General features: G+C 61.1%; 13 protein-coding genes and 1 tRNA gene (1 of these 14 running past the window's edge). 3 read left to right on the top strand and 11 right to left on the bottom strand.

Going from position 1 to position 12257, the window contains the following annotated elements; genetic code table 11:
- Nucleotides 1–7: 7 nt before the first annotated feature.
- From AFIC_RS03600 to AFIC_RS03575, 5 genes are all read right to left on the bottom strand, one after another.
- Nucleotides 8–1105 carry a CobW family GTP-binding protein gene (locus AFIC_RS03600; protein WP_275247807.1) on the bottom strand — a complete coding sequence of 366 codons (1098 nt, stop codon included), beginning with the start codon at nt 1103–1105 and terminating at the stop codon, nt 8–10.
- Between the two features lie 94 nt (nt 1106–1199).
- Nucleotides 1200–2066, bottom strand: coding sequence for a metal ABC transporter permease (locus AFIC_RS03595; RefSeq protein ID WP_275247806.1), 867 nt, complete (start codon nt 2064–2066; stop codon nt 1200–1202).
- Entirely contained in the window at nt 2066–2821 is a 756-nt protein-coding gene (locus AFIC_RS03590; RefSeq protein WP_275247805.1) for a metal ABC transporter ATP-binding protein, read from the bottom strand. Before AFIC_RS03590 ends, AFIC_RS03595 begins: the two co-directional genes overlap by 1 nt.
- A 374-nt stretch (nt 2822–3195) precedes the next feature.
- A complete protein-coding gene (gene crcB, locus AFIC_RS03580; RefSeq protein ID WP_275247803.1) occupies nt 3196–3570 on the bottom strand; it encodes a fluoride efflux transporter CrcB in 375 nt (124 codons plus the stop codon).
- Between the two features lie 117 nt (nt 3571–3687).
- A complete protein-coding gene (locus tag AFIC_RS03575; RefSeq protein ID WP_275247802.1) occupies nt 3688–4287 on the bottom strand; it encodes a superoxide dismutase in 600 nt (199 codons plus the stop codon).
- Nucleotides 4288–4488: 201 nt separating this feature from the next.
- On the opposite strand from AFIC_RS03575, the gene AFIC_RS03570 reads away from it, so the two are divergent.
- Nucleotides 4489–5247: a molybdate ABC transporter substrate-binding protein gene (locus tag AFIC_RS03570; RefSeq protein ID WP_275247801.1), complete on the top strand. Its 759-nt coding sequence runs from the start codon at nt 4489–4491 to the stop codon at nt 5245–5247.
- Between the two features lie 31 nt (nt 5248–5278).
- Complete coding sequence (locus AFIC_RS03565; RefSeq protein WP_275247800.1) at nt 5279–5704, top strand: HIT domain-containing protein; 426 nt, start codon at nt 5279–5281, stop codon at nt 5702–5704.
- 74 nt (nt 5705–5778) lie between these two features.
- On the opposite strand, the gene AFIC_RS03560 is transcribed toward AFIC_RS03565, so the two are convergent.
- The 4 genes from AFIC_RS03560 to AFIC_RS03545 all read right to left on the bottom strand — a co-directional run bounded on the left by AFIC_RS03560 (nt 5779) and on the right by AFIC_RS03545 (nt 10732).
- Nucleotides 5779–6477 carry an ABC transporter ATP-binding protein gene (locus AFIC_RS03560; protein WP_275247799.1) on the bottom strand — a complete coding sequence of 233 codons (699 nt, stop codon included), beginning with the start codon at nt 6475–6477 and terminating at the stop codon, nt 5779–5781.
- Complete coding sequence (locus tag AFIC_RS03555) at nt 6474–8342, bottom strand: branched-chain amino acid ABC transporter ATP-binding protein/permease (RefSeq protein ID WP_275247798.1); 1869 nt, start codon at nt 8340–8342, stop codon at nt 6474–6476. Before AFIC_RS03555 ends, AFIC_RS03560 begins: the two co-directional genes overlap by 4 nt.
- 13 nt (nt 8343–8355) lie before the next feature.
- A complete protein-coding gene (locus AFIC_RS03550) occupies nt 8356–9231 on the bottom strand; it encodes a branched-chain amino acid ABC transporter permease (RefSeq protein ID WP_275247797.1) in 876 nt (291 codons plus the stop codon).
- 151 nt (nt 9232–9382) lie between these two features.
- Nucleotides 9383–10732 (bottom strand): substrate-binding protein, encoded by a 1350-nt coding sequence (locus AFIC_RS03545; protein WP_275247796.1) that lies wholly within the window; start codon nt 10730–10732, stop codon nt 9383–9385.
- Nucleotides 10733–11209: 477 nt separating this feature from the next.
- Between AFIC_RS03545 and AFIC_RS03540 the strand changes: the two genes are divergently transcribed.
- A complete protein-coding gene (locus tag AFIC_RS03540; protein WP_275247795.1) occupies nt 11210–11773 on the top strand; it encodes an HdeD family acid-resistance protein in 564 nt (187 codons plus the stop codon).
- A gap of 86 nt (nt 11774–11859) precedes the next feature.
- On the opposite strand, the gene AFIC_RS03535 is transcribed toward AFIC_RS03540, so the two are convergent.
- Both AFIC_RS03535 and AFIC_RS03530 read right to left on the bottom strand, forming a co-directional pair.
- Nucleotides 11860–11936: transfer RNA gene (locus tag AFIC_RS03535), tRNA-Met, on the bottom strand.
- Nucleotides 11937–12205: 269 nt separating this feature from the next.
- Nucleotides 12206–12257, bottom strand: the final stretch of a protein-coding gene (locus AFIC_RS03530) for a hypothetical protein (RefSeq protein WP_275247794.1). 542 nt of this gene lie beyond the right edge of the window; 52 of the gene's 594 nt are visible here — the last part of the coding sequence; the start codon falls outside the window, past its right edge; the stop codon is at nt 12206–12208.

Raw genomic sequence — 12257 nt, 5'->3', positions numbered from 1 at the left:
GCCGTCATCACGCGATCGTCTTGGCGAAGCCTTCGCGGATCCGCTGCTCGGGCAATTCGCGGCCGATGAAGACCACGCGGCTTTCGCGTTTCTCGTCCGGCTTCCATTTCCGCTGGTGATCGCCTTCGAGCATCATGTGCACGCCCTGGAATACGTAGCGGTCGTCATCGCCCTTGAAGGCAAGAATACCCTTGGAGCGCAAAATCTTCGCGCCGTCATTGGCAACAAGCTCCTGCAACCACGGCATGAACTTCATCGGGTCGAGCGGCTTTTCGGAGCGCAGCGACAAGGACTGCATGTCCTCGTCGTGATAGTGCTTCATGCCATGGCCGTGATGGTGATGGTGGTCGTGGTCATGATGATGGCCGTGATCGTGGCCATGACCATGCTCGCCGCAGCCGCAATCCGGCCCATGCTCATGGTCGTGATGATGGTGATGGTCGTGCTCGTCTTCCTCGAGGAAGGCAGGCTCCAGCTCCAGAATGCGGTCGAGATCGAACGCACCGCGCCCGAGCACGTCCGTCAGCTTCACCGCGCAGCGCTCGGTCTTGTGCAACGTGGCGTACGGATTGATCGCGCGGATGCGGCCCTCGACCTCGGCGAGTTCATCCTTGCTCACCAGATCGGTCTTGTTGAGCACGATAACGTCGGCGAAGGCGATCTGGTTCTTGGCTTCCGGAGCATCCTTCAGCCGCTCGCTGAGCCATTTAGCGTCCGCCACCGTCACCACCGCGTCGAGCGCGGTTTTCTGGCTTACTTCCTCATCGACGAAGAATGTCTGCGCCACGGGCGCCGGATCGGCGAGGCCCGTCGTCTCCAGAATAATGGCGTCGAACTTGCCCTTGCGCTTCATCAGCCCGTCGATGATGCGAACGAGATCGCCGCGCACCGTGCAGCAGACGCAGCCATTGTTCATCTCGAACACTTCCTCGTCGGCACCGACGATGAGATCGTTGTCGATGCCGATCTCGCCGAATTCGTTGACGATCACGGCGTATTTCTGGCCGTGGTTCTCCGACAGGATGCGGTTGAGCAGCGTGGTCTTGCCCGCGCCGAGATAGCCGGTGAGGACGGTGACGGGGATTTTGGAAGCAGCGTCGGACATGAAAACTCCGGAAACACCAGCGTGTCGGTGAGAGCCTTTATATTGTGCCGGGCGGCCCCAATGTAAGTGGAAAACAGCACAAATTTGGGCTGTTTCAGGCTTCCAGATGCGACCCCGGCACGAACCGGCGCAGCAGCCCGCCCGCAGGCCCCACGACCATCGACACGAAGTAGATTGCGCCCGCCGCCAGCACGACGGACGGCCCCGCGGGCGCATCGGTGGCCGACGCCAGAACGAGACCGAAATAGCCGGAGACAATGGCGCTGACGATGGCCACGAGGATGATCCGCGAAATATCACGCGACCAGAACTTCGCTATTCCCGCCGGAAGGATCATCATGCCGACCGCGAGCAGGGTACCTAGCGCGTTATAGGCGCTGACGAGATTCACCACGACAAAGGCCATGAAAACGAGATGCGCCAGCGCCCCGGCGCGTCCGGCGACGCGGATGAACAAGGGATCGACGCATTCCATGACGAGCGGCCGGTAGATCACGGCGAGGGCGCACAGCGTCAGCGTGGTGTTGAACGCGATGAGATAGAGAGCGCCCGCGTCGATCGTCTGCACGTCACCGAACAGAATTTCGATCAACTCATGGCTCGATCCGTGCGACGCGACGAGGATGACGCCGAGCGCGAGCGAGACGAGATAGAATACCGCGAGCGAGGCATCCTCCTTCATCTCGGTCACGCGCGTCATCAACCCCGAAAGCACGGCGACGACCAGACCGGCGATCAGTCCGCCGATCGTCATCATGATGCGATTCATCCCCGACAGCAGGAACGCGACCGCAACGCCCGGCAAGATGGCGTGCGACATCGCATCGCCCATCAGGCTCATCCGCCGCAGCATCAGGAACACGCCGATCGGGGCGCTGCCGAACGACAGCACGACGATCGCGACCAGCGCGCGGCGCATGGTTTCATCGGTGAAAGGTGCCGCGAAAATATCGAGCGTCATCAGGCGGCCTGCGATGTGTGCGGGTCCGCGCAGGGTGCGGCCGCGTCGTCGAACGCCTCGCACATCTGCCGCGCGCGGGAGAGGTGTTCGGCCGTCAGCACGTCATGCGTGGCACCCCACGCCACCGGCGTGCGCGCAAGCAGCAGCGTTTCGGGAAAATTCGCCCGCACCTCGCCAAGGTCGTGCAGCGCCGCCAGCACGGTGCGCCGCTCGCCGTGCCATTCCCGCACCAGCATCATGAGATCGGCGGCTGTTCCGGCGTCGATGGCGCTGAACGGCTCGTCGAGCAAAATCAGCCGCGCATTTTGCAGCATGACGCGCGCGAACAGCATCCGCTGCATCTGGCCGCCCGACAGCGTACCGATCGGCCGGCGTTCGAATCCGCTCAGGCCGACGGTCGTGATCGCCGCCTCGATGGACTTGCGGTCGGCTGCCTGGAAGCCGCCGAACGCCCCCTTGCGCCGCCATAACCCCAGACCGACGAAGTCAAAAACCGAAATCGGAAAATCCCGGTCGATGTCGGCGCTCTGCGGCAGATAGGCGATGTGGCGCGGATCGAGCCCGCCAAGATCGACGGCGCCCGAGAGCGGTTTGATGAGACCGGCGATGCCGCGAAACAGCGTCGATTTGCCCGCGCCATTCGACCCCACCACCGCCAGCAGCGCGCCCTCCTCGACCGTGCCATCGAGATGGTGGACGGCAGGATGGCGCTCATAGCCAAGCGTGAGGTCGCGAAAGGTGATCCGGGTGGTCACAGGGGCCCCATGGCGGCAATGACGAAGATCCAGAGCGCCGCCACGATCAGCAGCGACCCACCCAGCCGGGCAGCCAGCCCCATGCGCAGCAGCGACCACGGCACGGCCTGCGCCGGATGTGGCGTGGAGGGCGCGTGATGATGTCCCGCGGCCGCCTGGGACGCTCTCAGGTGCGTTCCGGCATGGTCATGGCCGCACGCATGGCCGTGTGAGGGACCATGAACCGAGCCTTGAACTGAACCTTGAACTGAACCTTGGGCCGAACTCTGGACCATGGAAATTGCCTCATATCCGGCAGCACCGCTGGCCAGTTAAAATGTTATATTATAACATATTTTCAAATAGCAAGGGCCGCGGCCCGGCCCTGTCCCGCGTCAGGAGAAATGACGCACGAGAGCAAGCCCCGCCACGAGGCCCGCGAGGCCCAGCAGGACCGATCCCACGACATAGGACAAGGCCGCCAGCCCGGCGCCGCGCTCGTACAGCGTCACAGCATCGAGCGAGAACGAGGAAAATGTGGTGTAGCCGCCGAGGATGCCGACCATGACGAACAGCCGCCAGGGCTGCGCCGCCTGCCCCTTGAAAGCGAGGTAGCCCGCGATCAGCCCCATCACCAGCGAGCCGGTGACGTTGATCACGAAGGTGCCGACGGGAAAGCCCGTGCCGAACAGCCGGACGCAAAGCTGGTTGACGGCATGGCGCAACGATGCGCCGAGCCCTCCGCCAATGAACACCAGCAGGTAGTTCATCCGAACCTCATATCCGCTTCGGCCGGCGGCTCCGGCCCCAGACAGAATGCCGCATCATAAAAAGGGGCGGCAGAAAGCCGCCCCTTTGCATATTGAATTTGAAACCGGCTGCAACTGTTACGAAGCCTTCGAGAGCAATTCCTCGACGTATTCCCAGTTCACAAGGTTCTCGATGAACGCCTTGAGATAGTCGGGACGGCGGTTGCGATAGTCGATGTAGTAGGAGTGCTCCCACACATCGACGCCGAGGATCGGGTTTCCGCCGTGGACCAGCGGGTTCTCGCCGTTCGGCGTCTTGGTGACTTCGAGCTTGCCGTTCTTCACCGAGAGCCAGGCCCAGCCGGAGCCGAACTGGCCCGCGCCGGCGGCGGCGAAATCGGCCTTGAACTTCTCGAAGCCGCCGAGATCCTCGTCGATCTTCTTGGCGAGCTTGCCGGGCAGCTTGGTGCCGCCGCCGTTCGGCTTCATCATTTTCCAGAAAAGGGTGTGGTTGTAATGCTGTGCGGCATTGTTGAACAAGCCTGCGTTCTTGCCGAACGAGCCCTTGACGATCTCCTCGAGCGACTTGCCCTCGAATTCGGTGCCCTTGAGCAGGTTGTTGCCGTTGGTGACGTAGGCCTGATGATGCTTGTCGTGGTGATACTCAAGCGTCTCCTTGGACATGTAAGGCTGGAGCGCATCATGAGCATACGGCAGGTCCGGAAGGGTAAAGGTCATAGGATACATCCGCGATCGTGAGAGAGAGTACGAAACTTAACGGCGCGGACTATAGAAGGTTTCCTCTCCGGAACATAGAACCTTCCGGCGCGGGAATGCTCCGCCCACGGGGCATGACGCCGCGCGTAAATCATGCGATAGCCTTGTTTAGACAGCTTCTTTTCGCCGCGTTGGCGGGCCCCCGGGGACGACAAAACGCTCATGAAACGTGTCTTGGCCGCACTCGTCGTTTGTCTTTTCCAGTTTCCGCTGGCCGCAGGTGCCACGGACATCCTGCTCATGAGCGGAGGCGCCCCGAAAGACGTGCTGATCACACTGATCCCGCAGTTTGAAAAAGCGACCGGCCATCGCGTGATCACACAGCACATCCTGGTTTCTGCATTGCGGCAAAAAATTCTGGCCGGAGAAAATGCCGATGTGCTGCTGATGCCGACCTCGGTTCTCGACAATCTCGCGACGATGCACAAAATCCAGCCGGAGGATCGTGCCGCATACGGAATTCTTAAACTTGTCGCAATCGTCAAGGACGGCGCGCCTCGCCCGAACATCTCAAGCATCGACGCCTTTCGCCGCGCTCTGGTGGATGCTCCATCGGTGGTCTATTCGACGCCGGCTTCGACGCCGAGCGGCGCGCACATGGCCAGCATGGTCTCCCGGCTCGGCATTTCCGAGATTGTCGAGCGCAAGGTGATCTACCGCCCCGCGCTGGAGGGCGGCGTCAGCATGGTGGCCGAAGGCCGCGCCGCCATCGGGATTTATCCGGCGAGCGAAGTCGTCCATGTCGAGGGCGTGGCTTCGCTCGGCCCCCTGCCCGAACCGCTGCAACTCACTCTGGTTTACGGCGGCGCGGTGGCAGCCACGAGCAAGGCTCCCGGACCGGCGCTGGAATTGATCCGCTTTCTCGGCCTCCCCCAAAACCGCGCCGTCTGGCAGCATGAGGGATTCGAAATTCCGCACTAACCTTTCAATGGTCAATCCGGGGGATATCCAGATGACAGCTTACAACGATCAAAACATCTTCGCGAAAATCCTGCGCGGCGAACTGCCCTGCCTGAAAGTGTTCGAGAACGACCGCACCTTCGCTTTCCTGGACATCATGCCGCGCTCGCCGGGCCACACGCTCGTGATCCCGCGCGCGGGTGCGCGTAACCTGCTGGACATCCGCGAGGAAGATTTCATGGAGGTCGCCCGCACCACCCGGGTCATCGCGCGCGCCGCAATGAAGGCGTTTGCCGCCGATGGCATCATCATTCAGCAATTCAGCGAACCCGCGAGCGGTCAGGTCGTCTTCCACCTGCACATGCACATCATGCCGGTGAAGGAAGGCGTTACGCTGCTGCCGCCGCAAAGCCGCAAGGAAGATCCCGCGGTGCTGGAAGACCACGCGGCGAAGCTAATTGCGGCGCTGAAGGCGTAAGCGCTTCTCAAGGCGGCAAACAAAAAGCGGGACGGCGAAAACCGTCCCGCTTTTTTGTCTTTGATAATTCCGGCTTACACGCCGAGGTAGCGCTGTAGCAATTCCGGCTGTTTCTTGATTTCCAGCGCCGGTCCCTCGTGAACGATATGGCCGTTGTTGATGATGTAAACGCGCTGCGCGAGCGCCAGCGTCGCGGCGAGGTTCTGTTCCACCAGCACGATGGTCTGCCCGGCGGCCGCCAGATCGCGGCAGGCCTTGACGAGATCGCGCACGATCACCGGCGCAAGACCCTCGAACGGCTCATCGAGCAGGATGATCTCCGGATCACGCACCAGTGCGCGCGCGATCGCCAGCATCTGCTGCTCGCCGCCCGACAGATCGGTGCCGCGGTTGTCGCGCCGTTCCTTGAGCCGCGGGAACATCTCGTAGACGCGATCGAGCGGCCAGCGCTTCGGCGCGGTGATGCCCGCGAGGATGATGTTTTCCTCGACGTTGAGGCTGCCGAAAATACGGCGATCCTCGTGCACAAGCTGCATGCCGGCCTGCGCGATGATGTGACTCTTCTTGCCCGCCAGATCCTGGCCATCGAACATGATGCTGCCGGAGCGCGGCGTCACCACGCCCATCAGGCTTTTCAGCGTCGTGCTCTTGCCCGCGCCATTGCGGCCGAGCAGCGCGACGACCTCGTTGCGGTTCACGTTCAGCGACACATCGAACAGAATGTGCGAGTCGCCGTAGTACGAATTCAGACCCTTGACCTCGAGCAGGCTCATTCGAGAACTCCCCCGAGATAGGCTTCCTGAACTTTCGGATTGTTCTTGATTTCCTCCGGCGTGCCTTCGACCAGCACACGACCCTCCTGCAAAACCGTAATTTTCTGGGCCAGCTCGAACAACGCATCCATGTCGTGATCGATCACGATCATGGTTCGGCCCTTCGCGATCGACTTCAGAAGTTTGACCGTCTCCACACGCTCGCGCGGGCTCATGCCCGCGAGCGGCTCGTCGAGCAACAACAGGCTCGGCGAGTTGGCGAGCGCAAGACCGATCTCAAGGCGCCGCTTCTCGCCATAGGCCAGTTCGGATACCGGAATATCGGCGCGGTCGATCAGGTTCACCATGGAAAGCGTTTGATCGACCTGCTGGTTCAATCCCTTGACGCTGTCGATCCGCCGCAACAGGTCGAGACGGAACTTGCCGCGCAGGTCGCCGAGAACCGCGATAATCAGATTCTCGCGAACGGTGAGACGCGTGAACAACTGATTGACCTGATAGCTCTTGGTCAGACCGAGCTGGCAGACATCGGTCACGGTCTTGCCGGTAATGTCGTGGCCCTCGAAGATGATGTTGCCCGAGGTCGGCGCCACTTCGCAGGTCAGCATCTTGAAGAAGGTGGACTTGCCTGCGCCGTTGGGGCCGATGATGCCGCGCAATTCACCGTGGTTGACGGTGAAGTTGATGTCGCTGTTGGCAACGAGACCGCCATACCGCTTGGTCAGGCCCGTCGCCTGCAAGATCGGCCCGCTGTAACCATCGAGGGCGCGCTGACGCGGCGGCATCGGCGAGGCAACCGGCTCATGCGCGATTTCGGCCTCCGCGATTTCCTGCTCCTGTTCGGCCGTCATGCCGGGAACAGGCGCATCCTCTTTCGGCTCTTCCACGGAGCGGCGCACGAAGATCAGATTGTAGAGATCGTGGATGCCGCCGATCAGGCCGCGGCGAAGGAAGCAGACCAGCAACACGAAGACGACGCCCAGCACCAGCTTCCATGCCGCGCCAAGGCCGAGCGCCGCTTGCAGGAAGTCTTGCAGGAACAGCCACACCGTCGCGCCGAGCAGCGGCCCGAACAACGTGCCGGTGCCGCCGATCGCCGTCATCATCACGAGTTGCGCCGACGTGTCGAACATGAAGGCATCCGGCGGCATGAATGCCTGCATGACGCCAAGCAGACCACCGGCGAAACCCGCATAGGCCGCCGCGACGACGAAGGCCGTGAGCTTATAGCCGTGGACGTTGTGACCGACCGCCGCCGCGCGCAGCGGATTGTCGCGGATCGCCCGCAGCACCGCGCCGACCGGCGAACGCACGATCCGCAAGCCCAGCACGATGCCGATGAAGTACCAGAACGCCAGGAAGATATAGAGCGACCAGCCGCTGGAGAAATGGAACGAGGCGAAGCCGAGGTCGAACGTCGGGCTCGGCACGCCCGGCAGGCCGTTCTCGCCGCCGGTCCATTCCGACAGCGGATTGAACTCGACGAAGAAGAACACCTCCGCGATAGCCACCGTGATCATCGCGAAGTAGATGCCGGTGCTGCGCAACGCGACGAGGCCGACAAGATAGCCGACCACGGCCGCGGCGATCATGCCGATGAACAGCGCCGTCACCACATGGGGAAAACCGGTGATCGTCAGAAGGTAGGCCGCGACGAAGCCGCCGGTGCCGTAAAGCGCCGACTGGCCGAACGACAGCAGGCCGGTGAAGCCGAACAGGATGTCGAAGCCGATACCGAACAGTCCCCACACCAGAATGCGGTTGACGGTGTTCGGCGCGAATCCGAGGTGCGGCAGAATGAAAGGAGCGATGATCAGGCCGATGGCCGTCAGCGTCTCAATCAGAAAAGGGCGTTGCTTGATCATGAATGAACCGTTCCTATGCCCGGCTTTGCGAGCCAAACAGCCCGTGCGGCCGCAGCACCAGCACGAGCGTCATTGCCGCGAACAGCATGACGTAGGCGTAGCCTGGATTGATCATTGAAGTGATGCTGATGATCTCGCCCGCGATCAGGCCGCCGAGAATGGCGCCCGGGAACGAGCCGACACCGCCGATGACGATGACCACGAAGGTCTGCACCAGGATCGCCTCACCCATGTCGGGGGTCAGCGACACCACGGGAGCGTTGATGATGCCCGCGAAGCCGGCGGCCATTGCGCCGATACCGAACACGATCATGAAAACGCGGAAGACGTTGATGCCGAGCGTCGACACCATCATCGAGTCCTCGATGCCGGCGCGAACGATCATGCCGAGGCGCGTGCGATAGAGCACGAGATAAAGCGCCAGAAGCGCGACCGCCACGATGCCGACGAGGGCCAGGCGATAGGTCGGATAGTACATGAAGCCCAAGGATGTGATGCCGGCGAATATCTTCGGCGCGGGCACCGTCAGCGACAGGCTGCCGAAGAAGAAGCGCACGATTTCAACGATGCAGATGCCGATGCCGAACGTCACCAGCAACTGATCCTCGTCCGGGCGGCCATAAAAATACCGGATGATGACTCTCTCCATCACCACGCCGGCAATCATGACGAACAGCGAACCCGCCAGCACCGCGATGATGAAGGAGCCGGTGTAGGTGAAGGCCACGTACCCGGCATAGCCGCCCAGCATGAACATCGCGCCGTGCGCAAGGTTCAGAACGCCGAGCGTGCCGTAGATGATCGTGAGACCCGACGAAATCAGCGCCAGAAGCGCACCGAGCACAAGCCCGTTGAACAACTGCGAAACGAAATTTGGCCAATTGATCACTTGTTTCCAGCCCGCAAAATTTCTTTTTGCAACCGTTGTAAGCCTTCGTCTCGCGACGTGGCCCAACGCCTGTTGAGTATCATCCCGACCGTTAAAGCCGGCACCTGACACGAAGTCGCATCAGGCGCCGGCGTTCAACGAGAGATAGCTATCAGGTGTAATCGCCGAGCTTGCAGCCGAACGCATCCGGCTTCTGGATCACCTTGTCGCCGGGGATGATTTCCACGATGTCGTAGTAATCTTCCTTGTTCTTCATGTCGGAAGGCTTCTTGCCCCTGACGATGATGACCGGACGGACGCACTGATGATCCTCGGGCCGATAGTGCACATCGCCGACGAGCGACGGAATGGTCTCGCCCTTCTCGTAGGCCTTGATGATATCCGGCGGATAGAAGCTCTTGGCTTCCTCGGCCATGCGGGCCCAGTGCACGAAGCCCATATAGGCGTTCTCCGCGCCCCACTCCGGCTTGTAGCCGTACTTCTTCTCGAAGGAGTCGTTGAACATCTTGGCGAGCGGGAACTGGTCCTCGAGGGTCCACCAGTAGTCGGTGGCCGCATAGACGCCGGCGAGCAGGCCGCCGCCGACTTCGCGCGCAAGGAACGGCACCTGATAGGGCACGACAAGTTTCATCTTGTCGAAGATGCCGAACTGCTTGGCCTGCTGGGTCGAGAGCACGCAGTCATGACCCCAGTTGACGTTGATGAGCACGTCGGCGCCGGAGTTGGCGACGTTCAGGAGGTAGGACGAATAGTCGGGCGCGCCGAGCGGCGACACCTGGTTGGTGACCGTGGTCCAGCCCTGACCCTTCAGGTAGTTCTCGACCGAGGCCGTCGTGGTGTGCCCGTAAGTGTAGTCCGGCGTCATGTAGGCGGCTTTCTTGCCCTTGCCGAAGGTCTTGACGATCTGCGGGCCGATCGCATTGGCCGCCATCTCGCCGTAGAAGCACTGACGGAAACCGTAGCGGACGCAATCCTTGCCGGTGGTGTCGTTCGAACCGGAAATGCCGGCGACGTACATCACCTTCTCGCGCTGGGCGAGCTTGTTCAGTGCCACCGCGACCGCCGACGAGGTCGAACCGGTCATCAGCACCACCTTGTTCTCGGTGATGAAGCGCTGCTGGGCCTGCACGGCGATGTTCGGCTTGGCGCCGCTGTCCGCGACCACCAGCTTCACTTCCTTGCCGAGAACGCCCTTGCTGGTCTTCGGCGACAATTTCTTGACGAGATCATGGCCGGTGTTGAGGTGCTCGACCGCGAGCTCCCAGCCCTTCAACTCGTCTTCGCCCTGCACGGCATAGGTGCCGGTGCGCGGCACGGCGACACCGAACGTAATCGTGCTGCCGGAGGAGCCGGCGGGATAAGTACCGATCGGTGCATTCTCAGCGAAAGCCGGCATGGACAGGCCGCCCGACAGCGCAGCGCCGCCAATCAACCCCGCGCTGCCTTGCAGCAATGCGCGGCGCGACAACCCAGAATAGAGAATTTCATTGATCTTCGTCATCAGTAACCTCCCAAATATTGTTGCGGCTTATGATGAGCTGGCGAAAGCAGATGAAATTCCGCAGCCCTCGTTTATATTTATGCCGGTTCCTTTGAATTCCTTTCCTCCCAATTCTGTCAATGTCACTTTGGTCGAACGGGCCCGCGCCGGACACCGTTAAGGATATTTGCGCGCCTGCGTGAACTTCGAGAAAGCAGCATAAAAAGCCGACTTCAGAGAATTTTCCGTAACTTGAATGCAAACCGCGCATCTCATGCTTATCCGTAAGGATGATGCGCCCCGGTGCCGCATGCGACCCTATGTTTAGTCGTATTACGACCATTCAGAAGATTATTCTCTCGATAGCTGGCGATTTATCTCCCTGATCGAAGCGGCAACTTTCGCGGCCGATGCTTCAGGCATCTCGCGGGAGCACATGCGATGTTGTTCCGTCGCAACCAAACGGTAACATGACGTCTCTCACCTGGGAGACTGACCATGAGCATTTCAGACGGATCACATCACAGTCTAGGCAGCGCCCTGCATTCCCTCCGCACGAAGTGGCGATGGGTTCTCGCACTCGGTATCGTGTATGTCGTTGCCGGCGTCATCGCGCTCGGCAATGAACTTTTCAGCACCTTCGTCTCGGTGGCCATCATCGGCGCCGTGATGTTCGTGTCGGGAATTTTCGAAATCTTCAGCGCCTTCCAGATGAAAACCTGGAGCAGCTTCTTCCTGTGGATCGCACTGGGTGCGCTCTATGCCGCAGCCGGAATTCTGGTGTGGGTCAATCCGCTGCTCGCGGCCGGCGCCTTCACGCTGCTGATCGGCATCGCCCTGATCGCTTCAGGTCTGGTGCGCATCATGCTCGCCTTCCGCCTGCCGGACACAGCGCCGCGATTCTGGATCTGCCTGTCCGGCGCCATCACCGTTTTGCTGGGTGCGATCATCCTCAGCCAGTGGCCGGTTTCAAGCCTCTATGTGCTCGGACTGTTTCTCGGCATCGATCTATTGTTCGCGGGATTCGGCTGGATCGGAATGGCGCTCAAGCTGCGGCGCTGACACCGGACCAAAAACAAAAACCCCGATGTTCTTTCGAACATCGGGGTTCCGTAAATCTGCCATCGCAGAAACGACTGGCCGGTGATTGGTTGCGGGGCCAGGATTTGAACCTGGGACCTTCAGGTTATGAGCCTGACGAGCTACCGGGCTGCTCCACCCCGCGCCAATCCGGTTTCAGGAGAACACCAGGGATACGCCTCGACGCTAAAGCGCCGAACGTCTCGCCCGCCAACTCCTGAGAAAGGGGACCGGGCCGAAAGGCCCGCGACGACTGCTATGTATCAACCGCCTTCCGCTTTGGAAAGGGCTGGGACGGTGTTTTTTACGCTTTTACGACGCCAAACCGGCCTATTTCGGGGATTATGAGACTGGCGCGGCCGGGAACACGGCGGCAGATCAGCCGCGCGACCGGTGAGGCTTATCCCGCGATCGCTATTCCTCGTCCCGCATCACCGCGTTGAGCTTGTCGTAGTATTTCGTCACC

Origin of the sequence: [Pseudomonas] carboxydohydrogena (assembly GCF_029030725.1) — a bacterium.
GTDB classification, from domain to species: Bacteria; Pseudomonadota; Alphaproteobacteria; order Rhizobiales; family Xanthobacteraceae; genus Afipia; species Afipia carboxydohydrogena.
The sequence above is the reverse complement of the archived record's forward strand: the minus strand, read 5'-3'. Positions and strand labels throughout refer to the sequence as shown.